The 22,023-nt window shown below is 68.4% G+C and carries 21 protein-coding genes; 13 read left to right on the top strand and 8 right to left on the bottom strand.

What is annotated here, in order from left to right; all coding sequences use genetic code 11:
- Nucleotides 1-21: 21 nt before the first annotated feature.
- Together AC07RM_RS22940 and AC07RM_RS22935 are read right to left on the bottom strand one after the other, a co-directional pair.
- Nucleotides 22-228 carry a DUF1656 domain-containing protein gene (locus AC07RM_RS22940; RefSeq protein WP_495335988.1) on the bottom strand — a complete coding sequence of 69 codons (207 nt, stop codon included), beginning with the start codon at nt 226-228 and terminating at the stop codon, nt 22-24.
- Complete coding sequence (locus tag AC07RM_RS22935; RefSeq protein ID WP_495335987.1) at nt 225-2,231, bottom strand: FUSC family protein; 2,007 nt, start codon at nt 2,229-2,231, stop codon at nt 225-227. Before AC07RM_RS22935 ends, AC07RM_RS22940 begins: the two co-directional genes overlap by 4 nt.
- 175 nt (nt 2,232-2,406) lie before the next feature.
- Between AC07RM_RS22935 and AC07RM_RS22930 the strand changes: the two genes are divergently transcribed.
- Nucleotides 2,407-3,210, top strand: coding sequence for an AraC family transcriptional regulator (locus tag AC07RM_RS22930; protein WP_256222636.1), 804 nt, complete (start codon nt 2,407-2,409; stop codon nt 3,208-3,210).
- Here AC07RM_RS22930 and AC07RM_RS22925 read toward each other — a convergent pair.
- The 5 genes from AC07RM_RS22925 to AC07RM_RS22905 are packed head-to-tail and all read right to left on the bottom strand — an operon-like array spanning nt 3,194 to nt 9,089.
- Complete coding sequence (locus AC07RM_RS22925) at nt 3,194-3,793, bottom strand: MarR family winged helix-turn-helix transcriptional regulator (RefSeq protein ID WP_495335986.1); 600 nt, start codon at nt 3,791-3,793, stop codon at nt 3,194-3,196. The two genes, AC07RM_RS22930 and AC07RM_RS22925, sit on opposite strands and share 17 nt — an antisense overlap.
- 37 nt (nt 3,794-3,830) lie before the next feature.
- Nucleotides 3,831-4,658: an alpha/beta fold hydrolase gene (locus AC07RM_RS22920; RefSeq protein WP_495335985.1), complete on the bottom strand. Its 828-nt coding sequence runs from the start codon at nt 4,656-4,658 to the stop codon at nt 3,831-3,833.
- Between the two features lie 2 nt (nt 4,659-4,660).
- On the bottom strand, nt 4,661-5,842 hold the full coding sequence (locus AC07RM_RS22915; protein ID WP_495336217.1) for a xanthine dehydrogenase family Fe-S subunit: 1,182 nt from the start codon (nt 5,840-5,842) through the stop codon (nt 4,661-4,663).
- Between the two features lie 11 nt (nt 5,843-5,853).
- Nucleotides 5,854-6,711: an FAD binding domain-containing protein gene (locus tag AC07RM_RS22910; protein ID WP_495335984.1), complete on the bottom strand. Its 858-nt coding sequence runs from the start codon at nt 6,709-6,711 to the stop codon at nt 5,854-5,856.
- Complete coding sequence (locus tag AC07RM_RS22905) at nt 6,708-9,089, bottom strand: xanthine dehydrogenase family protein molybdopterin-binding subunit (RefSeq protein WP_495335983.1); 2,382 nt, start codon at nt 9,087-9,089, stop codon at nt 6,708-6,710. The genes AC07RM_RS22910 and AC07RM_RS22905 overlap by 4 nt, the downstream gene beginning before the upstream one ends.
- A gap of 305 nt (nt 9,090-9,394) precedes the next feature.
- Here AC07RM_RS22905 and AC07RM_RS22900 point away from each other — a divergent pair, with 305 nt between their 5' ends.
- The 12 genes from AC07RM_RS22900 (at nt 9,395) to AC07RM_RS22845 (ending at nt 21,825) form a co-directional block, all read left to right on the top strand.
- Nucleotides 9,395-9,709, top strand: coding sequence for a non-heme iron oxygenase ferredoxin subunit (locus AC07RM_RS22900; RefSeq protein ID WP_495336216.1), 315 nt, complete (start codon nt 9,395-9,397; stop codon nt 9,707-9,709).
- Complete coding sequence (locus AC07RM_RS22895) at nt 9,706-10,965, top strand: NAD(P)/FAD-dependent oxidoreductase (protein WP_495335982.1); 1,260 nt, start codon at nt 9,706-9,708, stop codon at nt 10,963-10,965. The genes AC07RM_RS22900 and AC07RM_RS22895 overlap by 4 nt, the downstream gene beginning before the upstream one ends.
- A gap of 21 nt (nt 10,966-10,986) precedes the next feature.
- Nucleotides 10,987-12,297, top strand: coding sequence for an aromatic ring-hydroxylating oxygenase subunit alpha (locus tag AC07RM_RS22890; protein WP_495335981.1), 1,311 nt, complete (start codon nt 10,987-10,989; stop codon nt 12,295-12,297).
- The gene (locus AC07RM_RS22885; RefSeq protein ID WP_495335980.1) at nt 12,294-12,809 is read left to right on the top strand and encodes an aromatic-ring-hydroxylating dioxygenase subunit beta; all 516 of its coding nucleotides are present in this window, start codon (nt 12,294-12,296) and stop codon (nt 12,807-12,809) included. Before AC07RM_RS22890 ends, AC07RM_RS22885 begins: the two co-directional genes overlap by 4 nt.
- A 13-nt stretch (nt 12,810-12,822) precedes the next feature.
- On the top strand, nt 12,823-13,827 hold the full coding sequence (locus AC07RM_RS22880) for an amidohydrolase family protein (protein WP_495335979.1): 1,005 nt from the start codon (nt 12,823-12,825) through the stop codon (nt 13,825-13,827).
- Between the two features lie 25 nt (nt 13,828-13,852).
- The gene (locus AC07RM_RS22875; protein WP_495335978.1) at nt 13,853-14,899 is read left to right on the top strand and encodes a 2,5-dihydroxypyridine 5,6-dioxygenase NicX family protein; all 1,047 of its coding nucleotides are present in this window, start codon (nt 13,853-13,855) and stop codon (nt 14,897-14,899) included.
- Nucleotides 14,896-15,531, top strand: coding sequence for an isochorismatase family protein (locus AC07RM_RS22870; protein WP_495335977.1), 636 nt, complete (start codon nt 14,896-14,898; stop codon nt 15,529-15,531). The genes AC07RM_RS22875 and AC07RM_RS22870 overlap by 4 nt, the downstream gene beginning before the upstream one ends.
- Nucleotides 15,528-16,508: a tripartite tricarboxylate transporter substrate-binding protein gene (locus AC07RM_RS22865; protein ID WP_495335976.1), complete on the top strand. Its 981-nt coding sequence runs from the start codon at nt 15,528-15,530 to the stop codon at nt 16,506-16,508. Before AC07RM_RS22870 ends, AC07RM_RS22865 begins: the two co-directional genes overlap by 4 nt.
- 14 nt (nt 16,509-16,522) lie before the next feature.
- Nucleotides 16,523-18,475: an aconitase family protein gene (locus AC07RM_RS22860; RefSeq protein ID WP_495335975.1), complete on the top strand. Its 1,953-nt coding sequence runs from the start codon at nt 16,523-16,525 to the stop codon at nt 18,473-18,475.
- Between the two features lie 120 nt (nt 18,476-18,595).
- Nucleotides 18,596-19,054: a MarR family winged helix-turn-helix transcriptional regulator gene (locus tag AC07RM_RS22855; protein ID WP_398492550.1), complete on the top strand. Its 459-nt coding sequence runs from the start codon at nt 18,596-18,598 to the stop codon at nt 19,052-19,054.
- 63 nt (nt 19,055-19,117) lie between these two features.
- Nucleotides 19,118-20,743 (top strand): MFS transporter, encoded by a 1,626-nt coding sequence (locus AC07RM_RS22850; RefSeq protein ID WP_495335974.1) that lies wholly within the window; start codon nt 19,118-19,120, stop codon nt 20,741-20,743.
- A 26-nt stretch (nt 20,744-20,769) separates the two neighbouring features.
- Complete coding sequence (locus AC07RM_RS22845) at nt 20,770-21,825, top strand: aldo/keto reductase (RefSeq protein ID WP_495335973.1); 1,056 nt, start codon at nt 20,770-20,772, stop codon at nt 21,823-21,825.
- On the opposite strand, the gene AC07RM_RS22840 is transcribed toward AC07RM_RS22845, so the two are convergent.
- On the bottom strand, nt 21,789-22,023 hold a 235-nt coding region (locus AC07RM_RS22840), incomplete at its 5' end, for a hypothetical protein (RefSeq protein ID WP_495335972.1). The two genes, AC07RM_RS22845 and AC07RM_RS22840, sit on opposite strands and share 37 nt — an antisense overlap.

Below are 22,023 nucleotides of genomic sequence, written 5' to 3'. Positions count from 1 at the left end.
ATGCAATGCGAAGCTCGGAGATCAGGTGGTGAAGGCGCCGGTGAAACGGGCCAGGGCGAAGAGCAGCAGCACGTACACCGCCAGGTCGAACAGCGCCGGGTGCCATACCCAGCGGTAGACGCCGGCCAGCGACAGCAAACGGCGCAGCGCCCAGGAACACGCCAGCGCGCCGCCGTTCAGCAGCATCAGCCCCGGCAGGTACACACCGTGGAAACTCGTTTCGATCATGGGTGGAGCGCGCCCTCGGCCGCTGGAAAGAGGTTGCGTCGAAGGCCCACGAGCGCGGCGATGGCGGCATCGGCAGGCTGCGCGACATCGCCATGCAGCGCGTCGAGCAGCAGGCGGTCGATCTGCGGCAGCAGCGGTTCATCGCGCCGTGGCGCTCCCGCGGCCTGAGCGCGAAAGACCCGGGCCGAGTCCGCGAGAAGACGGCCGACGGCTTCGGCAGGAAGGCTGCGGCGCCACTGTTGCAGGGTCGCGATGTCGGCACCCATGCGCAGGTCGCGCAGCGCGAGCCGCGCGTCGGCCCTCGCTTCCTCGCCCGCGCCCGGTGCCGTGCGTGGTGCGAGCAGCGCGATGCGGTCCAGCATCCGGCCCGCATAGGCGTCGCGCGCGGATGCGTCTTGCGGATTGGCCGCCAACTCGGCCAGATCGAGCGAGGTCGCGCGCCGTAGGCGCCGGGCGCTCCAGTCGCTGCCCACGCTGCGCACCAGCGCCGTGATGCGCGCCGCGGCCACGGCCCCCAGGATCAGCGCGAGGTTCGAATTGAGAAGACTCGGCAAGTCCGCGTTGGCGGTGTCCTGCAAGGCAAGCGTGCCGGCCACGCCGAAGAACATGCCCAGTGCCGCGAGCGAACTGGCGGGCCGCGCGATGTAGCAGCCGACGAGCAAAAAGAACGGCGCGATGCACAGCGCCAGCATGCCGAAGTCGCGCGCCAGCGGCATCACCACCAGCACGCAGAACACCGACACCGGCAACGACCACAGCAAGGCGACGACGAACTTGTGCATGGCGGGCACCGGATCGTCCATCGTCGCGAAGAAGCTGCAGAAGACGGCCGCCGACATCGCTGCGGCCGACCCCGAGGGCCATGCCGTGGCGATCCAGACCGCGCAGCATGCGCAGGTGGCCAGCACGGCCGTCGCGGCCGAGCGCAGTGCCAGGCCACGGTCGCGATGCAGCACCTTCTGACCGAGCGCCGCGGCACGCTGTCGTGGCATCGCGCTGCCCGCGAGGCCGGCGTCGATGTCGGTGCGCAGTCCAATGCAGGCCTGCCACTCGCGCACCAGTTCCTCGAGGCGCACGGCGAGGTCGATGCGCAGTGCGCGGATCCAGGGCGATGACGCCGGCCCATCGGCCAGCGCGCGAAACGCGGCGCGCGTTTCGTCGATGGCCGCGGCCGACAGGCTTGCCTCTTGCGGCGCGATCCAGCCCATGTGGCGCCCGAAGGCCGAGACGATGTCCCGCGGCACCTCGCCCTCGGCGGCCCTCAGCGCCTCGAGCCGATCCTCGATCGCCGACAACGTGGGCGTGAGCGCCGCGAGGCGGTCCTGCATGGCGCGGATGGCACCCGCGGTCCAGCGCAGGTTGCCGGTGTCGAAGGGCACATGGGTCGACAGCAGGCGCAGCTGCGTGATGTCCAGCGCCAGCCGCTGGCGGTCCGCGGCCACGCGCACGCCATCCGCATGGGCGAGCCCGTCGCCGAGCAGGTCGCTCATCCACCGGCGCGCGTCGCCGAGTGCGCGGTCGATCAGGGCCAGCAGCGATGGCGCGAGGCTGGCCGGCAGCACGAGGCTGTGGACCAGGCTGGCGCACAGGATGCCCAGCCCGATCTCCTGCACGCGCGCCACGGCGGTGTCGAACATGGCCGCGGGCGCTTCCACCAACGGGAAGCCGATGAGCGCGGCCGAGTAGCCCGCCAGCAGGAAGACATAGGAGCGCGCGCTGCGGTCCAGCAGCGAGAGGTAGAGGCACAGTCCGGTCCACAGCGCGAGCGCCAGCGTCAGCAGCTCGGGCGCGGCCGACAGCGCCGGGATCAGCACCACCGTGGCGGCGCAGCCGAGCAGCGTGCCCACGAAGCGATAGAGCGCCTTGGAGCGCACGTTGCCCACGAGCGGATGCGCCACGATGTACGCGGTCATGAAGGCCCAGAAGGGCCGTGGCAGGCCGGCGCGGCTGGCCAGGTACAGCGCGAGCATGGCGCCCGCGAAGCTCTTGAGGGAGAAGAGCATCTCGGGGCGAGAGAAGCGAATACTTTGCATGCATCGATGCTAGGCAGCGGTGCCTTTGCCGGAAATTGCATTCCTGGCCGAACGATTTCTCTTTTCGGCCACGGCATGGCATGCGCCCCTTCCGTCCGGAGCCTTCGCTCGACGCGGCGAGAATGGCCGGCTCGCAGCAACGCCCATGGAGACCATGCAACGCCCCGAGGTCGTCCCCGAAGGCCTGGACCACCAGCTCACCGTGCCCGTCATGGCGCTGCGCGTGGACGTCGAGGCGCGTGCGCGCGAGATCCCTATCCACCAGCACCAGATGGGGCAGCTCGTCATCGCCCTGCGCGGCGCGGTGTCGTGCGAAGTGCCGGGCGCGCTGTGGATGGTGCCGCCGCAGGCGGGCGTGTGGATTCCGGGCGGCACGCCGCACAGCAACCACGGCACGGCGAACGCGCTGATCTTCTATCTGTTCGTGGCGCCGGGCACGGGCGCCTTGCCGACGAAGTGCTGCACCCTGGCCATCAGCACCATGCTGAGCGAGATGATCCAGCACCTGGCCGGCCTGCCACCGACCTACGAGCCCGGCAGCGCGACCGATCGGCTCGCGCATGTGCTGCTCGATCAGCTCGGCACGATGCCGAACGAGGACTTCTCGTTGCCGATGCCGCAGGACGCGCGGCTTCGAAAGATATCGCGCGCCATCACGCTCGACCCCTCGGACCGCCGGACCCTGCAGGACTGGGCCGCCGAGACCGGCACCAGCGAGCGCACCCTGACCCGGCTGTGCACGGCGCAGACCGGCCTGAGCTTCGGCCGCTGGCGGCGCCAGCTGCACATGATCGTGGCGCTTCGTGAACTGTCGGGCGGCGCGACCGTGCAGCAGGTGGCCTACGGCCTGGGCTACGAGTCGCCGTCCGCCTTCATCACGATGTTCAAGAAGGCCTTCGGCAAGCCGCCGGCCACCTACATCGCCGAACGCTTCAAAGTGGGCGCTTGACCGCGCGCGGGCGGCGGCGCGTGGAGGGCGGCTCGCCATCGACCGCAGTCGAGGCCTCGGGCCGCGCCGCGACATCGCGCAGCTCGTGCGCTTCGACCAGCCGCGTCAGCAGGCCCATGAACACCTGCTGATCTTCCGCGGACAGCGGCTCCATCAGCAGCTCCTGCGCGTGGCGCACGCTGTCCTGCAGTTCCTGGATGAGCTTGAGTCCGTCCTTGGTGATCACCGACAGCCTCGAGCGGCGGTCGTCCGGGTTGACGCGCGTTTCGATCAGGCCCTTCTCGCTCAGGCGCTTGAGCACCTCCGCGGTCGTCGTGCGGTCGAGGGCGAGCTCGCGGCCGATCGCCTTCTGGTCGAGCCACGGGTTCATCGACAGTGCCGTCAGCATTCCCACCTGCAGCGGCGTGATGCTCTCCGAGTGGCAGAGCTCGTAGAAGATGGCCGCCCCGATCTGATGCAGGCGCCGGATCAGGAAATTCGGGCGGCTGAACATGAGTTGCCGCAAGGGATTGAACGGCGCCGGCCTGTTCGTGGAGTCCTTCGCCGCTGCCGTCTTCTGCGTTGAATTGCGCTGGGTCGTCATGCTCTGGATGGTGGATGTCTCACGTTCGCGAGTGTATCTACGCGACCCGCCGAGGCGCGTGGCGCAGGTCGATCCGCAGGTACTCGCCGAGCAACCGGAAGAAGCCTTCGGCGTCGTCCCAGGGGATCATGTGGCCCGCGTCGGCGGCGACGCATTGGGACAGGTGGGGAGCCAGCGCCCGGATCTCCGCCCGGTCTTCCGCCGAGATGACGCCGCCGCGGCCCGCTGCCATCAGCAGTCCTGGCGTATGGAGTCGCGCGATGTCGGCGTGGATGTCGTCCTCGTGGAATCCGCGGTGCGCCTGCACCACGGCGGCCTCGTCGCATGTGTGCAGCCATTGCGCGCGCAGCCGCAACTGTTCGTCCGTCCACGTGGGCGTGAACGCACGCAGCGCCTCGGCCGTGGTTCCCTGCGTGGCCGCCCGGATCGAGTTCACGTACAGATCCAGCGGGTACGGATAACCGCGCCGGCCAGGCCCCGAGACGGGCGGGTCGATCAACAGGACGCGGGCCATCTGCCGCGCGTCGTGCGCAGCGGCGCGGATCGCCACGCGCGCGCCCATCGAGTGGCCCAGCACCGTCGTGGCCGACCAGTCCGGGGACGCGAGGATGCCGAGGACATCGGCGGCCATCGTCGCCAGGCTCGCATCCATGCCCGGGGCGCTGAACGACAGCCCGCGTCCCCGGAAGTCGAGCACGTGGACGTCGAAGTGCGGCGCCAGGCGTTCGGCGACGAAGCCCCAGGTCACGGCCGGGCTCGTGATGCCCGGAAGGATCAGAAGGCGAGGCCCCTGCCCGCCGAAGCGAAGCAGGTGCAGGCGCACGCCATTGGCGCGCACGTGATAGCCGTAGGGCGCGAGCGCCATCGTCAGGCCCGCCTGAACACGCGGCGAAGGCGGTCGACGGCCATGCTCCACAGGATGGCCAGCAAGGACACCGAGCGCTTCGCTTCATCGGCGGGTGCGGTCTCTCCCGCCAGGCGTCGCGACACCTGCACGCCGAAGTCGGCGACCATGCGGCGCACGAAATCCTTGACCAGGCCCGAGCGCGAGAACTGCGCCAGCGGTCCCTGGAGCGCGTACACCATGTCCACGTGGACCCGCGTGTGGCCGGCGTCGCTCGACGCCAATCGATAGGCCACGTTGCCCTGGGCGCGCGACTTGCTCAGGCTGTCCTGGCCCGCGCCGCGCAGGACGGCCCGCTTGAGGGCATCGTCGCGCTCGAGGCGCGCCGCGCCGACGAAGGCGGCCGACATCGGGCCGAACTTGATGGCGATGCTGCCCTTGACCCTCTCTCCATCGTGCGAGTCGATGCGCGCGCCCGGCAGGCAGGACGCGACCGTCGGCAGATCGCCCATGAGCGCCCAGACCTGCTCGGCGGGAAAGGGAACGTCGAAGGACGCATCGATCGCATGGCCCTTGGCCCGTGCCTTGGCGAGGATGCCGTCATCGACCTCGGCGACGACCTCGGTCCTGGGCGAGGCCGAAGCAGCGGGCGCCGGCGTCGGTGCCGGCGTTGCGTGGGCAGGCTTGCGGTAGACCGTCACCGGTCGCGGCGCGCGCAGCGTGTCGCGCAGTTGCTCGATGCGCGGGTCCGGCGTGTCGCGCTGTTGCTTCAGCACGTCCAGGATGGCGTCGACGATGCCCTGGTAGCCGGTGCAGCGGCACAGGTTGCCCGCGAGCTCGAGGCGAACCCGCGCGTCGTCGGCTGCGGGGACCCGCAGCACGATGTCGCGGGCCGTGGCGAGCATGCCCGGGGTGCAGAAGCCGCACTGGAGCGCGTGGTGCCGCGTGAAGGCGGGGCGCAGCAGGCGCATCGCCGGATCGTCGTCATAGCCCTCGATGGTCGTGACCGCATGCCCCTCGCAGGCCACGGCGAAGGTGGTGCAGGAGCGCGCCGGCTGCCCATCCAGGAGCACGGTGCAGGCGCCGCACACGCCGTGTTCGCAACTCAGGTGCGTTCCCGTCAGCTGCAGCCCGTCGCGCAGAAAATCGCCGAGGTGCATCCTCGGCTCGGCATCCCGGCTCACCGTGCGGCCGTTGACTTGCATGGAGATCGCGTTCAATTACTTGCTCCCTGAACCTGGTGGTGGATCGTCACGCCGGCCTGCAGCAGCGCACGCTCGAGGGCGGCGGCGAACAGCCGGAGATCGATGGCGTCGCGCTCGGGAAGGGCCTGCTTCACGGCGGCCTTCACCTGCTCGCGCGTCAGCCCCTGCGTAGCGCCATCGCCCAGATGCGCCGCGAGGCCGCGCAGCAGGATCGGCGGACCATCGACCGCGCCGAGCACGACACGCGCGCAGTTGCGCGAGGGATCGAAGAAGCAGGCCGCGCTCGCTTCGGCGAACTCGCCGGTCTTGCGGCACAGCTTGTGATAGCCCCAGCGCGCGGTGGGCGTCGAGACCGGCACCGCGACGGAGACGATCAACTCGTCCGCCGCGAGCACCGTCGTGTAGGCGCCCAGCAGCAGGCTGTCGGCCTCGACGATGCGCTCGCCGCTGCGCGACCGCAGCCGGACGCGCGCGCCCAGGGCCGCCAGGCTCACGACCCAGTCCGCCGCGGGGTCGGCGTGCGCGAGGCTGCCGCCGATGGTGCCGCGCGTGCGGATGGCGCGGTAGGCGATGCCGGCCGCGACGCCCTGGACCGGATGCCCCACCAGGGGCGGATGCACCCCGTCCTCGAGTTCCGCGTGCGTCACGGCGGCGCCGATCTCGATGGCATCGCCATGGGTGCGCACGATGCGCAGGTCTTCGATCTGCGCGATGTCGATCACCTCCGAAGGCCGGGCCAGGCGCAGGTTCAACATCGGCCCGAGCGACTGGCTGCCGCCCAGAAGCTTGGCCGAACCGTTCCGCGACAGCAGTTCGATGGCGTGGTTCACGTCCGCGGCCCGGGCATAGGCGAAGTTCGCGGCTTTCATGGGGCGACCTCCCGCGTGAGCCTGGCCGACTCGAGTGCCTGCAGCAGGCGCCGAGGGGTCAGCGGCGTCATTCGCAATTCGGCGGCACCGGTGCCTCGCAGGGCATCGTTGACGGCATTGAAGATCACGGCGGGTGGCGCGACCGCGCCGCCTTCTCCCATGCCCTTGGCGCCGAACTCCGTGTGGGGCGAGGGTGTCTCGGTGTGCTCGATCCGGATCCGCGGCATTTCCATGGCGCCCGGCAGGATGTAGTCGGCCAGCGTGGAAGCCAGTGGCTGCGCCTGGTCGTCGTAGGGGCTCTCCTCGTACATCGCGGTGCCGATGCCCTGCGCGATGCCGCCGATGGTCTGGCCTTCCACGATCATCGGATTCACGATGGTGCCGCAGTCCTCCACCACCACGTAGTCGAGGATCTCGACGTGCCCGGTCTCGGTGTCCACCGCGACCACCGCGGCGTGGCTCGCGTAGGTGAAGGTGCCAGTGTCGACCTTGGGCTTGTAGGCACGCGACACCTCGAGTCCGCCCAGGTGGACTTCGGGCGGCAGGTCCTGCGGCGTGAGGTACCAGGCGCGTCCGACGTCGGCCAGCGAAATCGACTGCTCGCCGGCCCAGGCCCGGCCGTCGAGCAGGGACACGCTGTGCGCGTCCACGCCCATCAGGTGCGCCGCGATGGACTGCACCCGGGGCAGCAGTTCCTTGCAGGCGGTGGCGATGGCGCCGCCCGACATCACGGTGGCGCGCGAGGCATAGGTGCCCGAGGAGAACGGCGTGAGATCGGTGTCGCCATGGATCACGCGGATGCGACTGACCGGAATGCCCAGCACGTCGTGGGCGATCTGCGCGAAGCTGGTCTCCATCCCCTGCCCGTGCGAATGCACGCCCACGCGCACTTCCACGCCGCCGTCGCCGGTCATCCTCACCAGCGCCTGGTCGAAGCCGGGCACGACCGAGATGCCCCAGCCGGCGAACACCGCCGTACCGTGCGCCGATTGCTCGGTATAGGTGGCGACACCGAAGCCGATGCGGCGGCCGTCGGGCTCGCCGCGGGCCTGCCGTTCGCGCACGGCCTCGTAGCCCACCATCTCGAGCGCACGCGTGAGGCTGGCGCGAAAGTCGCCGCTGTCGAAGTGCTTGTTCGCGATGTTCACGTAGGGCATCTGCGCGGCGGGCACGAGGTTCTCGAGGCGCACCTGCCACGGTTCGCGGCCCACTTCACGCGCCACCGCGTCCATGAGCAGCTCGATCGCGAAGCAGACGCCGGTGCGCGCCACCCCTCGGTAGGGCATGAAGCCGGGCTTGTTCGTACCGATGCACACCGTCTCGCATCGGTAGCCCTGGATCGTGTAGGGGCCGGGGAGGTTGCCGAGCGCCTGCCCGGGCTCGAGCCCGATGAAGAACGGCCAGTACGAGTAGGCGCCCCCGTCGATGGTGATCACCGCGTCGAGCGCGAGCAGCTTGCCGTTGCGGTCCGCATACGCGGTGAGCTCGTAGTGGTGCTGGCGCGTGTTGGCGCCGACGATCAGGTGCTCGCGCCGATCCTCGAGATAGCGGAACGGGCGCTTGTACGTCTTGGCCAGCCAGGCCACGCACATGTCCTCCGGATAGAGCATGCCCTTGTAGCCGAAGCCGCCGCCCACGTCCGGCGAGATCACGCGCACGTACTCCTCGTTCATGCCGAGGTGCTGCGCGATGCCGGCGCGCAGCAGATGGGGACACTGCGTCGCGCAGATCAGCACCAGTTGCTCGGTGCGGAAGTCCCAGTACGCCATGACGGACTTTCCCTCCATCGGCGCAATGCACTGGCGCGAGAGCTCGACGCTGCGGCTGACCTTGACTTCGGCCTGCGCCGCGACCTTCTCGAAGTCCCGGTCCATGCGCAGCGTGAGGAACACGTTGTCCTTCCAGCCCGGATGAAGGAACTCGCCGGTCGCCGCCCGCGCGGACGCGGCATCGTGATAGACCGGCAGTTCGTCGTACGAGACCTGCACCTCCTCGAGCAGGTCCTCCGCGAGCGCGCGTGTCGGCGCGATCGCCATGACGACGGCCTCGCCGACATGGCGCACCTTGCCCTTCGCGAGCGGCGGCACTTCCGAGTACTGGTAGCCCGGGATGCTCGACGGCGACTGGATGTCCAGCGCGCCCTCGAGCATCTCGCGCACGAACACCCGTCCCGCGAGCTCCTCCGGAATCTCCACGCCCGTGATGGTGGCGTGCGCGAGCGGGCTGCGCAGGAACGCGACCTCCTGCAGCCCGGGCATCACCACGTCGCCGACGAAGTTGCCCTTGCCCGCCATGTGCCGGGCGTCTTCTTTACGGGGAACCCTGGCCCCGAGCCCCTCGGGCTTGAGCGCCCGTGTCGGTAGTTCTGCGTGATCCATGTGTTGTCTCCGAGGTGTGGTGAATCGACAGGAAAATCGATAGATACGAAGTGTACTGTCTTAATTATAGGTAGCTCGTCGCGAAAGCGGATCACCTGTCTTGACGCGTGGAAACCCTAGGCTTCGACCCGGCGCATCGACCATTTTTCCCCATTAAACAGATACCTTTTTCGACATTCATATGCTCGGTCTTCCTTCTCCAAAGCGAGCGCTCCTCGTAGAAACCCTGATTCTTCTCGATCTACTTTCACCTAAATTACGACGTGTACTGAGCAATTTTCTAGAGCACTGCAATGGAACTCGTCATGGAATGGATCAAGGTGGCCTCGGCGCAGGAGCTGGGCGAGGACGAAGTCAGGTCCGTGAACGTCGCGGGCCATAGCATCGCGCTCTACCGCGTGGGTGGGGAGTTCCTCGCCACCGACGGGATCTGCACGCACGGCAAGGCGCAGCTGTCCGACGGCTTCCTCGAAGACGGATGCATCGAATGCCCGCTGCACCAGGGGCGCTTCGACATCCGCACCGGCAAGGCCCTGTGCGCCCCGGCGACCGTCGACCTGCGCACTCACGCCACAAAGCGCGTGGACGATGACATCTACGTACAGGCGCCGGACGCATGAACCGCGAACCGATCGTCATCGTCGGCACCGGCCAGTCCGCCGCGGTCGCCGCACAAACGCTGCGCGAGCTCGGCCATCAGGGGCGGATCGTCATGCTGGGCCGGGAGGCGCACCGGCCATACGAGCGCCCGCCCCTGTCGAAGGCCGTGCTCGCCGCGGAGGTCGAGCCCCGGCTCGATGTCCTGCCGGACGACGTCTGGTCGCGCATCGATGTCGAGTTGCTTCCAAGCGTCGAAGTGGTCGCGCTCGATCCTGAACGGCATGAAGTCCGCGCCCGCGACGGGCGCGTGTTCGCGTACGGCAAATGCCTGCTCGCCACCGGCGGCGAAGCCATGACGATGGCCGGCCTGCCGCGCGGCACTCCGCGCGTGCATTACATCCGGACCCTCGACGACGCGCGCCGCTTCCGTGCGGCCCTCGGAGAGCGGCCCCGCGTCGCCATCGTCGGCGGCGGCTTCCTGGGCCTCGAGCTCGCGCATTCCGCGCTGGCGGCCGGTGCGTCATCGGTGACGCTGCTGGCGCGCACGCCACCGCTGCTCGAACGCTTCCTGCCGAGCGAAGCCTCGGCATGGCTGGCTTCCGCGCTGGTGCGCGAGGGCGTGCGGCTCGTGCTGGACGATTCCCTGGTTCATGCGCGAGCCGCCGAGAACGGCTGCATGGAGCTGATCACCGCCGCGGGGCTGCGGCTGGAGGCCGACCAGATCGTGGTCGCGATCGGCCTCGTACCCAACGACCAGCTCGCGCGCGATGCGGGACTGGGCATCGCGGACGGCGGCGGCGTGCTCGTCGATGCCGAGTGCCGTACCACCAAACCCTTCGTCTTTGCCGTGGGCGACTGCGCAAGCCAGCTGCGTCGCGGCCAATCGCAGCCCACGCGCGTCGAGTCATGGCAGAACGCGAACGAGCAGGCACGCACGGCCGCGGCGGCCATCCTGGGCCTGCGGCCGCCACCCCCGGGGGTGCCATGGTTCTGGACCGACCAGGGCCGGCACAACGTCCAGGTCCTGGGCGCTCCAGCCAGCGATCTCCAGTACCTCCGCTGCGGCGATGCCCTGCACGACAAGGCGCTGTGGATCGGACATCGGGACGGCGTGCCGATCCATGGCGTCGCCGTCAACTGCGGTGCCGAGTTGCGCGCCATCCGACCTCTCTTCGACCGCGCACAGCCGGTCGACGTCAGCGACCTCCCCCACGAGATCGTCAACCTCCGGGCATGGGCCAGACAGGCGCTGCAGCGCCTGCCGGTCGCCGCATGACCCTTTTCTTGAAGGACCTGTATGTATCAATCACAAGCGGTTATTGGAATCACGAATGCCGACAAGGACCCGCCCTTCGAGCAGTGCGTCTGGCCGGCCGATGCCCTCCACACGATCCCGGACTGGGTCTACACCAGCAAGGCGGTCTATGACCGGGAGATCGACAAGTTCTTCCTCGGGGAGAGCTGGAACTTCGTCGCGCTCGAGGCCGAGATCCCGGCCACCGGCGACTACAAGCGCGGCTACGTGGGCGCCACGCCCGTCGTGATCGCGCGCGCGGAGGACGGGACCATCTCGGTCTTCGAGAACCGCTGCGCGCACCGTGGGGCCGAGTTCTGCCGCCACAACCAGGGCAATGCGAAGGAGTTCGTCTGCCCCTATCACCAGTGGTCCTATGACCTCAAGGGCAACCTGCAGGGGATCCCGTTCAAGCGCGGCGTCGACAAGGTGGGCGGCATGCCGCCGAGCTTCAGGAACGAGGACCACGGCCTGCGCCAGCTGCGCGTGGCAACGCGCAACGGCCTGGTGTTCGCCACCTATTCGGACCGCACGCCACCGCTCGAGGAGTACCTCACGCCGGAGATCGTCGAGCAGCTCGATTCGACCTTTCCGGGCAAGAAGCTCAAGGTGCTGGGCTACTACCGCAACGAGCTTCCATGCAACTGGAAGATGTACCACGAGAACCTCAAGGACCCGTACCACGCCACGCTGCTGCACTCGTTCCTGGTGGTCTTCGGCCTGGCCGTGGCGGGGGTCAAGGCCCTGATCTACGCGGACACGGAGCACGGGCGCCATGGCTTCATGGGCTCGCGCAAGACGAAGGAGAAGTACGCCAGCGTCTCGGACGACAACAAGTCGCAGATGCGATCGTTCCACGACCACCTGAAGCTGCGCGACGAGCGCTTCCTCGACTTCGTGGAGGAGTTCGACTCGCCCTGGTCGGCCATCATGATGACCATCTGGCCCAACATGATCGTGCAGCGCGAGCTGAACACGCTGGGCGTGCGCCAGATCATCCCGAACGGGCCCAACAGCATGATCATGCAGTGGACGATGTTCGGCTACGAGGACGACACGCCCGAGATGACGCGCCATCGCCTGCGCCAGGGCAACCTGATGGGACCCGGAGGCTTCCTGGGCGTGGAGGACAACGAGGCGCTGAAGTTCGTCCAGGAAGGCATGCGCCGCTCGACGACGGACACCAACGTGATCCAGCTCGATGCCGGACAGACCGGCACCACGCGCGGGTTCATCTCCGAATCCTGCATCCGCTCGATGTACGCCTACTACCGCGAGGTGATGGGCATTCCCGTCGCGGAGGCCACGGCATGAAGCACCCGCTCGCCTACAGCCCCGCGCGGGTCGCGCCCCGGCGCGCGATCGAGCTGCGCGCCGAGATCGACGTCTTCCACGCCGAGTACTGCGCCGCGCTCGACGCCGCCAACATCGAACGCTGGCCCGGGTTCTTCTGCGAGGACGCCACCTACCGCGTGACCTCGCGCGAGAACGCGCTGCTCGGCATGCCCGTCGGCCTGATGTATTGCGAAGGGCTCGACATGATCCGCGACCGCGCGATGGCCATCGCCCACTCGCAGATGTTCGCGCCGCGCCAGATGGTCCACGTGCTCGGCATCACGCGCGTGGTGGACGAGGACGACGCCACGATCGCCGCGCAGACCCCCTTCATGCTCGTGCAGACCCTGGTGGAGGGCCCCTCGACGCTCCATCTGGCGGGCATCTATTACGACAAGTTCCTGCGGCGCGCCGACGGGCTCGTCTTGTTCCACCGCGACGTCGTCCATGACACCGAAGTGCTGGCGACCGCCCTGGTCTATCCGGTCTGACAGGAAACCCACCATGAACACCACACCAAAGATCGCACTCGAAGAGCATTTCTCGGGCCCCGGATTCGAGCAGTACTGGGCGCCCTTCGTCAGCGCGCTCCCGCGCGCCTTCACCGTAGAGATCGGCGCCCGGCTCTCCGACTTCGACGACCGCCGCATCGACGAAATGGATGCCGGCAACATCGGCTATTCGATCCTGTCGGAAACCACCCCTGGCGTGCAGGCCGAAGCGGACGGCGCGCTCGCGGTTCGGCGAGCGAGGGAGAACAACGAGTTCCTCGCGGGGCGGGTGGCCCGCCACCCGAAGCGCTTCGGCGCATTCGCGCACGTCGCGCTGCAGGATCCGGCCAGCGCGGCGGACGAGTTGGAGCGCAGCGTTCGCGAATACGGATTCAAGGGCGCGCTGATCAACGGCCACACGCTGGGCCGCTACTACGAGCACCGCGACTTCGACGTCTTCTGGGAACGCGCGGAAGCACTCGGTGTCCCGGTCTACCTGCACCCGGCTGCGTTCAGCGCACCGCCGGCCCTGCTCGCGGGCATGCCCGTGCTGCTGGGCCCCACGTGGGGCTGGGGCGTCGAAACCGCGGGGCATGCGCTGCGCCTGCTGTTCGGTGGCGTCTTCGATCGCTTCCCGCGGCTCGTGCTGCTGCTCGGGCACATGGGCGAGTTCCTGCCCTACCAGCGCACGCGGATCGACAGCCGCTTCGCCGCCTATCCGTCGGGCATCGAGCTGGCCCGCAAGCCGAGCGAATACTTCGGCAGCAACATCCTGATCACCACCGCGGGCGTGTGCTCAGCGCCCGCCCTGCTGGGCGCGATCGGCGAGATCGGGGCGGAGGCCGTCCTGTTCTCGGTCGACTATCCCTTCGAGTCCACCGAGGAAGCCTGCACGTTCATCGAGAACGCGCCGCTGGATGCCGCCACGCGCGCGCTGGTCTGCCATGGCAATGCACGCCGCCTCTTCAAGCTCGAAGCGCTCGAAGCGCTCGAAGAAGCGGTGCTGCCCCAGGTCTGACGTCACCATCTAAGAGGTACAAAAAATGTCCGCTGTCAGCGACTACCAATTGACGAAGGCCTGGGAGGAGGTTCTCCGGCTGTCCAGGCTCGAGCCCGGCCAAACGGTGACCATCCTGTGCGCGCCCTACACGAACCCGCAGACGCTGCGGACCGCGCTGGTCGCGGCCCAGAACGCGGGCGCGATCGTCACGACGATCGAGCTGCCGCCGATCAACGCCGAGAAAGCCACGAGCCGCGACCGCCTGAACTGGCTGGGCGAGACGCCGCTGAGCAACAACCCGGTGGCGCTCGCGGCACTGAAGACGAGCGACCTGGTGCTCGACCTGATGGTGCTGCTGTTCTCGCCCGAGCAGATGGAGATCCTCGGGTCCGGCACCAAGATCCTGCTGGCCGTCGAGCCGCCCGAGATCCTGGTGCGGGCCGTGCCCACGCAGGAAGATCGCCGGCGCGTGCGGCGCGCCACCGAGGTGCTGAGCAAGGCCCGGCTGATGCGCGTGACCTCGCCCGCCGGCACCGATGCCACCTTCAGGATCGGCGACTTTCCCACCATCGGCGAATACGGTTTCTGCGACGAGCCCGGCCGCTGGGACCATTGGCCGAGCGGCTTCCTCTTCACCTTCGCCAACGAGGGCGGGAGCGACGGCACCATCGTGATCGACAAGGGCGACATCCTCCTGCCGCAGAAGAACTACGTGGCGGACAAGATCACGCTGACGGTGCGCGACGGCTTCGTGCGCGAGATCGAAGGCGACATCGACGCGCAGCTGATGCGCGAGTTCATGGAGGCCTACAAGGACCCCGAGGCCTATGCGATGGCGCACATCGGCTGGGGCATGCAGCCGCGCTGCTACTGGCATACGCTGTCCCTGCTCGACCGCGAGCAGACCGTGGGCATGGACGCGCGCGCCTTCGAAGGCAACTTCCTGTTCTCCCTGGGGCCCAACAACGAGGTCGGCGGCCCGCGCACGACGGCCTGCCATCTCGACATTCCGCTGCGCAACTGCACGGTGGAGCTCGACGGCGTGGTGGTGGTGCGCGACGGCAAGGTCGTCGAGGAGGCCCTGCGATGAGCCACGACGAAGACGTGTACCGCCAGCAGGGCTTCGGCAACGCCCTGCCGCCCGAGGCCCCGTTCGCCCTGCTGATCGTCGACTTCATCAACGGGTTCGCCGACCCGGGCAGCTTCGGCGGCGGCAACATCGGGCCCGCCATCGAGTGCACGCGCGGCCTCCTGGCCGAGGCGCGGGCGCGCGGCTGGCCGATCGCGCACACGCGGGTGGTGTACCAGGACGACGGGGCCGACGCCAACATCTTCGCGCTCAAGGTGCCCAGCATCCTCGCCTTGAAGGAAGACGCGCACGGCAGCCAGTTCGTGCCGCAGCTGCAGCCTTCCGCCGGCGAGCTGGTGGTGCGCAAGGTCCATCCCTCCGCTTTCTTCGGCACCTCGCTGGCGGGCTGGCTGTCGCAGCGCGGCGTGAAGACCGTGCTGATGGCGGGCTGCACCACCAGCGGCTGCGTGCGCGCCAGCGTGGTGGACGCGATGTGCCACGGCTTCCGTCCCGTGGTCGTGACCGACTGCGTGGGCGACCGTTCGCTGCCGGCGCACGAAGCCAACCTGTTCGACATGGGACAGAAATACGCGACCCTGCTGACCCGCGACGAGGTGCTGGGCGTGCAACGCATTCACGGGAGCCAGCCATGAAACGCCGACAAGTCCTGCACACGATCGCCATGGGCGCGCTCGGCGCCGCGCAGGTCGCGCGCGCGCAGCTCTCGAGCGCGCCCGGGCGTACCGTGCGAATCGTCATCGGCTTTCCGCCGGGCGGCTCCACCGACGTCATCGCGCGCACCATGTCGCCGCACCTGGAGAAGGCGCTGAAGGCGACCGTCATCGTGGACAACAAGCCCGGTGCCGGCGCCCGCCTGGCCAACACCTACGTGAAGAGCGCCAGGCCCGACGGCAACACCCTGCTGCTGACGTCCTCGACGCTGATGTGCGTGTACCCGCACGTCTTCAAGAACCTCGGCTACGACCCGCTGCGCGACTTCGTGCCTGTGGCCTCCGTCGTCAACATGGAGTTCGGCTTCGTCGCCAGCACCTCGGCAGCACCGGGCATCAAGTCGCTGCGCGAGTACGTGCAGTGGGTGAAGGCCGATCCCAGGAACGGGAACTACGGCGGCGTCGGCGTCGGTTCGATCCCGCACTTCATGGGCGCCATGCTCGGGCGCGAGGCCGGCGTGGCGATGAACTACGTTCCCTTCCTCGGCGGCGCGCCGCATCTGCAGGCGCTCAACGGCGGGCAGATACCCTTCGGCGTCGACGTGACCTCGGGCCTGGTGCCGCACCTGGGCAGCGGCCGTATCAGGCTGCTGGCCACCAGCGGCGCCGAACGCAGCCTGCCGGACGTGCCGACCATCGCCGAGGCGGGCTTCGGCGCGCTGACGCTCGAGGACTACAACGCCTTCTTCTACCCGGCCGGCACGCCGCTGGAGTTCGTGCAGCAGGTCGAGGCAGGGGTGAAGACCGCGCTGCAGCAGCCCGGTGTGCAGGAGACCTTCCGCCAGCTGGCCTTCAGGCCCGGCAATGCGGGCGCCAGCCAACTGGCCGCGCGCATGAAGCCCGATCTCGAGCGCTGGCGCAAGGTGATCGAGGACACCGGCTTCAAGCCGCTCGATTGACGACCTCCTTCCTCATGTCCACGATGACTTCGAAGCTTCGCCAGGTCGGCCATCTCACCATCCTGCTGGACGACGACGGCCTCGCCACCGCCGCCAGGCTGGCGGGCAGGGCTCTGTATCTCACGCACGACCGTGGCCCGCTGCGCACCCAGTTGCAAGGCGCGACACTGACCGAAAGGCCCGCGGTCTCCGATCTGTTCGCCCATGTATCGACCGACGCGATCATCAAGGCGAACCCCGATTGCTACTACTACGACGACCGGCTCGGCGACCTCCTGCTGCGCTCCCTGGGAAACGGCGGCTACGTCGAGGCCACGGAGATACGGCAAGGCGGCTTCGGCCTGATCCTGGCGGGCGAGGGCTGGGGCGAAGGCAGCTCGCGCGAGGTCGCGGCGCGGGCGCTGCTGATCGCGGGGATCGGCGCGGTGTTCGCCCCGTCCATCGCGCCCATCCATCGGCAGAACCTGATCAACAACGGGATGCTGCCGATCACCAACCCTGAACTCGCCTGGCGCATGGCCGATGGCGAGACCCTCGCATTCGACGAACTGCTCGAGGGCTTCGACGCGACCTCGCGCAGGATTCTTCGCCGCGGCGGCCTGTTCCCCTTCATGCAGGCCCGCAGCGAAGGCAAGGAACCCGACGAGGCCATCGCGACGCCGGCCCGCGCCATGACCCTCGCGGAGAAGATCATGGCGCGGCGCATGAAGACGCGCTTCGGTGCGGTTCGGCCCGGGGACACGGGCTTTCTCGAGGTCGATGCGGCGTTCTCCCATGACTACACGACGGCGCCTGCCGCGGCCGCCGCCGAGGCGGCCCTCGGACGACCGGTCCGCGTGCAGCGGCCCGGAACCGTCCACTCCTTTCCGGACCACCTGACGCTTGCCTCGCGATTGCCGGGCATCGATGCCGAAGCGCTGGCCGGCATCGCCGACCTGCGCATGTCGCAGCGTGCGCTGGCCGAGCGGACCGGGATGCACTGGCACGCCACGCCGCAGGGAGCGCCCACGGGCATCTGCCACACGGTGATCCGCGAGCAGGTTGCCCTCCCCGGCCAGGTCATCGTCGGGACCGACTCGCACACCTGCTCCGCCGGCGCGCTCAATTGCCTGGCCTATGGCGTCGGCAACAGCGAGATCGCCGCCGTGTGGGAGTGGAACGTGCTCAGCGTTCGTGTTCCCCGGACCGTCAGGGTCCAGCTCGAGGGCTGCTTGCCCGCGGCCTGCACAGCGAAGGACGTGATGCTTCACCTGGCCGGCATCGGCAAGGCGTCGGGCATCTTCACGGGCCGCGTCATCGAGTTCGGCGGCAACGGCCTCGAGACCCTGATGTTCGACGAGCAGGCCGTGCTCGCGAACATGGCGGTCGAATGCAATGCGTTGACCGCCGTGTGCGAACCCACGTTGGCGATGATCGATCACCTGGCCGTTCGGCGGCAGATCGCGCCGGAGGATGCCTGGGCCCTGTGCCTGCGTCCCGATCCGGAGGCCGAATACGAGCGCGTGATGAGCGTCGACCTCGGCGCGATCCAGACCCTGGTGGCACGCCCCGGCCATCCCGGCAACGGGGTGCCGCTCGAGCAAGTGCTGGGAACGCCGCTGGACCTGGCCTATGGCGGCTCGTGCACGGCGGGCGACCTGGGCAGCATTGCGATGTATGCCGAAGTCTTCAGCGGCCGCCGCGTCCGCATTCCGACCTATGTGCAATACGGCTCGCAGCTGGTGCAACAGCAGGCCAGGCAGGCGGGCTACCACGACGTGCTTGTCGCGGCCGGCGTGACGGTGATCGAAGAGCCTGGATGCGGCGCGTGCATCAGTGCGGGCCCCGGAGGGCCTCGCGCGGGGCAGGTCGCCATCTCTGCAACGAACAGGAACATGCCGGGGCGGATGGGGGACGGCGATGTCTATCTGGCCAATCCGCGTGTGCTTGCGGCATCGGCGGTTGCGGGGTGCATCGCTGAGCCGTAGCGGGCTCGGCACGGCTGGTTGACGGCGGCGTCGGCCGAAAGGCGCTCACGGCGAAGCAGCGGCGCCACGCGGTAAACACTACCGCCTTCGCGGTTTATGGGCATATACCCATAATTGCGCATGACCTCCGCCCACCACCACCACGGCATGTGCTGCAGCACCGCGCTGCGCAAGGCCACGCGCCGCGTCACGCAGCTCTATGACGAGGCGCTGGCACCCGTGGGGCTGCGTTCCACCCAGTATTCGATCCTGATGGAACTGAGCCGGCGTGCCAGCGAGGCGCCCACCCTTCAGGTGCTGGCCGATGCCCTGGTGATGGACCGCTCCGCCCTGGGCCACACCTTGCGCCCATTGGAACGCGATGGCTTGCTGGCACTGCAGCATGGCGAGTCGGATCGGCGCCAGCGCCAGGTCGTGCTGACCCGCAAGGGCCAGGCACTCGTCGCTCGCGCGCAGCCGCTGTGGCAGCGCGCGCAGGACCGCTTCTGCGAGGTGTTCGGCGAGGCGGAGGCGGCGATCTTGCGCATCACCTTGCTGGACATTGCCGCGGACGAACGGCTGAGTTCGCGGGCCTCCTGATTTTTCGGGCTTGCATCCACCGCTTTTCTCGTTGACCCCAATATGGGCATATGCCCCTAAATCATGACCGCCAGCCTTCCACCCACGCCAGCGCCGCAACAGGCCGCAGCCTCGCCTGCCATTGCGCAGGATCCGCGTCGCCAGCAGGCCGTTCTGCTGGTGGCCTCCATGGTGTCGTCGCTGGTGATGCTCGACACCAACGTGGTGGCGGTCGCCCTGCCCACCATCGCGCACACGCTCAATGCCGAGTTCGCGGACATGCAGTGGGTGATCACCGCGTATATGCTGCCCTTCGCGGCCCTGCTCATGGCTGCGGGCTCGCTGTGCGACCGGTATGGCCGGCGACGCATCATGGTGGTGGGGCAGGTGCTCTTCGTCGGCGCTTCGCTGTTCTGCGGCACGGCCCCAGCCGCCTGGGTGCTGAATGTGTCGCGGGCATTCCAGGGGATCGGCGCGGCCCTGCTGTTGACGGCGGCGCTGGCGGTGATCAACCACAGCTTCCAGGGACCCGCGCGCGCACGGGCCTACGCGTTCTGGGGCGCCTGCCTGGGCATCGCCATCACCTGCGGGCCCATCCTCGGCGGTGTGATCTCCAGCACCATAGGCTGGCACTGGGTGTTTCTCATCAACCTGCCGATCGGCGTGGTGCTGATCGCCGCCACGCTGCGGGTGGTGGAAGAGTCGCGCGACAAGGAAGCGGTGCGGCTGGACTATGGCGGCGTCGCCACCTTCAGCGGTGCGCTGTTCCTGCTGACCTGGGCCGCCATCGACGGCAACGCGCTGGGCTGGACTTCGCCCGCGGTGCTGGGACGCCTGATCGGCGGCGTGCTGCTGCTCGAGGCCTTCGTGGTGATCGAGGGCCTGCAGGCACGGCCCATGGTCGACTTCAGGCTGCTGCGCTCGCCGGCCTTCGTCGGTAGCGCTTTCGCCATGGTGGGCTACGCGGCGGGGGCGCAGGTCATGCTGTTCTACCTGCCGCTGTACTTGCAGAACGCCTTTGGCTTGTCACCGGCCAGCGCCGGCATCTCCATGCTGCCGTTCGCACTGCCCATGTTCCTGGTGCCGCGCATCGCAGCCCACTACACGACCGGGTGGACGCCGCGCGCGTTGCTGTGCCTGGGCCTGGGACTGAGCGGCGTGGCGAATGCGGCCATGGCGCTGCTGGCCACCAGCGGTTCGAACTACCTAGCCTTCGCTTGTGCGATGGCGCTCGCGGGCACCGGTGCCGGCCTGCTCAACGGCGAAACGGCCAAGGCCATGCAAGGTGCGATCCCGCCGCAGCGTGCGGGCATGGCCTCGGGCCTGGCGGGCACCACGCGCTTCAGCGGTCTGCTGGCGGGCGTGGCCGGATTGGGCGCGGTGCTGGTCGCGATGGCCACTGCAGATTTCGAGCGCGCGGCTGCACAGTGGCCATCGGCGCCTGCGCTGGCCCGGGACGTGGCCAAGCGCTTCAGCGCGGGCGATGTGGCGGGAGCGCTGCACGCATTGCAGGCGCTTCCCACTGATGCGGCCGCCGCTGCCGCAACTGCGTTGCGACATGCATTCGGCACAGGATTCGCCGCCGCCGCGTGGTCCGCCGCCAGCGTGGCCGTGGCCGCACTGGTGCTGACACGGCTGCTGATGCCCGGCCGCGATGCCCAGGCGGCGAACGGCCTGCAAGAGGCGCACATGGTGGCGCCGGGTGAGTGATCGTCCATCAACGAAGGAGAAATTCCATGCGCTATCGTCTTCTCGGCCGCAAGTCCGGCCTTCGCGTCTCTGAATTCGCACTCGGTGTCGCCCTGTTCGGCACGGGCTGGGGCTACGGCTCCGAGCATGCCGATGCGCGCCGGGTGTTCGACCGCTATCTCGAGGCTGGCGGCAACTTTTTCGACACCGCCGACGGCTACCAGTTCGGCCAGTCCGAATCCATGCTGGGCGAGCTCATCGCACCGATCCGCGACGACATCGTGGTGGCGACGAAGTACAGCGGCGGCGCATCGAAGGAGCCGACGCTGGCCAAGACCGGCAACAGCCGCAAGAACCTCGTCTACTCCGTCGAGCAGAGCCTGCAACGGCTCAAGACGGACCGCATCGACCTGCTGTGGGTCCATCATTCCGACAACGTCACGCCCACCGAGGAAATTCTGCGAGGGCTCGATGACCTGGTGCGCGCGGGAAAGATCCTCTACGCCGGCTTCTCGAACTTCCCGGCCTGGCGCATCGCGCGTGCGGACCTGCTGGCGGAACTGCGTGGCTGGTCGCCACTCGTCGGGGTGCAGTTCGAATACAGCCTGATCGAACGCAGTGCCGATCGCGAGCTGATGCCCATGGCCGAAGCCCTGAGCTTGGCCGCTGCGGTGTGGTCTCCGCTCGGGGGCGGCCTGCTCACAGGCAAGTACCGCAATGGAGAGCAAGGTCGGCTGCAGGGCATGGGCCGGGTCATCCGCACCGAGAAGACCGAGCGCGACGCGGCCGTCGTGGACGCCGTGATCGATGCGGGTGTGCAGCTCGGGAGATCGCCGGCCGAAGTGGCGCTGGCATGGGTCGGCGCCAAGGCGCGGAAGTCCACCACATCGATCATCACGATCATCGGGCCGCGTACGGTGGAGCAGCTCGATAACAACCTTCTGGCGCTCGACCTGGCGCTGCCGCAGGACTTGGTAGACCGGCTCGATCAGGTCAGCCAGATCGCTCCTGGGGTCCCGTTCGAGGTCAATGCGGAGACGCTTCCGCGGATGCTGGGCGGCCGTCCTCACTTGGTGGATTTGCCTACCTTCAAAGTTGTCTGATTAGCTTCTCGCGCCGCATCGCCAATTAAATTACCAATAAAAAAGCGCCCTGTCGTGGACGGGGCGCTTTTTGTTTTCTGCTTTTGCCTTTGCTTTCGCCAAGAAAAAAGCCCCAACCGATTGGTTGGGGCTTTTTTGGCTGTAATAGCCTGACGATGACCTACTTTCACACGGGAACCCGCACTATCATCGGCGCTG

The organism is Variovorax sp. GW821-FHT09B05, from assembly GCF_059418265.1.
The sequence above is the reverse complement of the archived record's forward strand: the minus strand, read 5'-3'. Positions and strand labels throughout refer to the sequence as shown.

Bases quoted from the DNA above. Each gene is read 5' to 3' on its own strand.
- AC07RM_RS22935 (WP_495335987.1), bottom strand. From the start codon at position 2,231: ATGCTCTTCTCCCTCAAGAGCTTCGCGGGCGCCATGCTCGCGCTGTAC.
- AC07RM_RS22905 (WP_495335983.1), bottom strand. From the start codon at position 9,089: ATGGATCACGCAGAACTACCGACACGGGCGCTCAAGCCCGAGGGGCTC.
- AC07RM_RS22915 (WP_495336217.1), bottom strand. From the start codon at position 5,842: ATGCAAGTCAACGGCCGCACGGTGAGCCGGGATGCCGAGCCGAGGATG.
- AC07RM_RS22895 (WP_495335982.1), top strand. From the start codon at position 9,706: ATGAACCGCGAACCGATCGTCATCGTCGGCACCGGCCAGTCCGCCGCG.
- AC07RM_RS22885 (WP_495335980.1), top strand. From the start codon at position 12,294: ATGAAGCACCCGCTCGCCTACAGCCCCGCGCGGGTCGCGCCCCGGCGC.
- AC07RM_RS22850 (WP_495335974.1), top strand. From the start codon at position 19,118: ATGACCGCCAGCCTTCCACCCACGCCAGCGCCGCAACAGGCCGCAGCC.
- AC07RM_RS22865 (WP_495335976.1), top strand. From the start codon at position 15,528: ATGAAACGCCGACAAGTCCTGCACACGATCGCCATGGGCGCGCTCGGC.
- AC07RM_RS22875 (WP_495335978.1), top strand. From the start codon at position 13,853: ATGTCCGCTGTCAGCGACTACCAATTGACGAAGGCCTGGGAGGAGGTT.
- AC07RM_RS22845 (WP_495335973.1), top strand. From the start codon at position 20,770: ATGCGCTATCGTCTTCTCGGCCGCAAGTCCGGCCTTCGCGTCTCTGAA.
- AC07RM_RS22870 (WP_495335977.1), top strand. From the start codon at position 14,896: ATGAGCCACGACGAAGACGTGTACCGCCAGCAGGGCTTCGGCAACGCC.
- AC07RM_RS22925 (WP_495335986.1), bottom strand. From the start codon at position 3,793: ATGACGACCCAGCGCAATTCAACGCAGAAGACGGCAGCGGCGAAGGAC.
- AC07RM_RS22910 (WP_495335984.1), bottom strand. From the start codon at position 6,711: ATGAAAGCCGCGAACTTCGCCTATGCCCGGGCCGCGGACGTGAACCAC.
- AC07RM_RS22860 (WP_495335975.1), top strand. From the start codon at position 16,523: ATGTCCACGATGACTTCGAAGCTTCGCCAGGTCGGCCATCTCACCATC.
- AC07RM_RS22940 (WP_495335988.1), bottom strand. From the start codon at position 228: ATGATCGAAACGAGTTTCCACGGTGTGTACCTGCCGGGGCTGATGCTG.
- AC07RM_RS22900 (WP_495336216.1), top strand. From the start codon at position 9,395: ATGGAATGGATCAAGGTGGCCTCGGCGCAGGAGCTGGGCGAGGACGAA.
- AC07RM_RS22930 (WP_256222636.1), top strand. From the start codon at position 2,407: ATGGAGACCATGCAACGCCCCGAGGTCGTCCCCGAAGGCCTGGACCAC.
- AC07RM_RS22855 (WP_398492550.1), top strand. From the start codon at position 18,596: ATGACCTCCGCCCACCACCACCACGGCATGTGCTGCAGCACCGCGCTG.
- AC07RM_RS22880 (WP_495335979.1), top strand. From the start codon at position 12,823: ATGAACACCACACCAAAGATCGCACTCGAAGAGCATTTCTCGGGCCCC.
- AC07RM_RS22920 (WP_495335985.1), bottom strand. From the start codon at position 4,658: ATGGCGCTCGCGCCCTACGGCTATCACGTGCGCGCCAATGGCGTGCGC.
- AC07RM_RS22890 (WP_495335981.1), top strand. From the start codon at position 10,987: ATGTATCAATCACAAGCGGTTATTGGAATCACGAATGCCGACAAGGAC.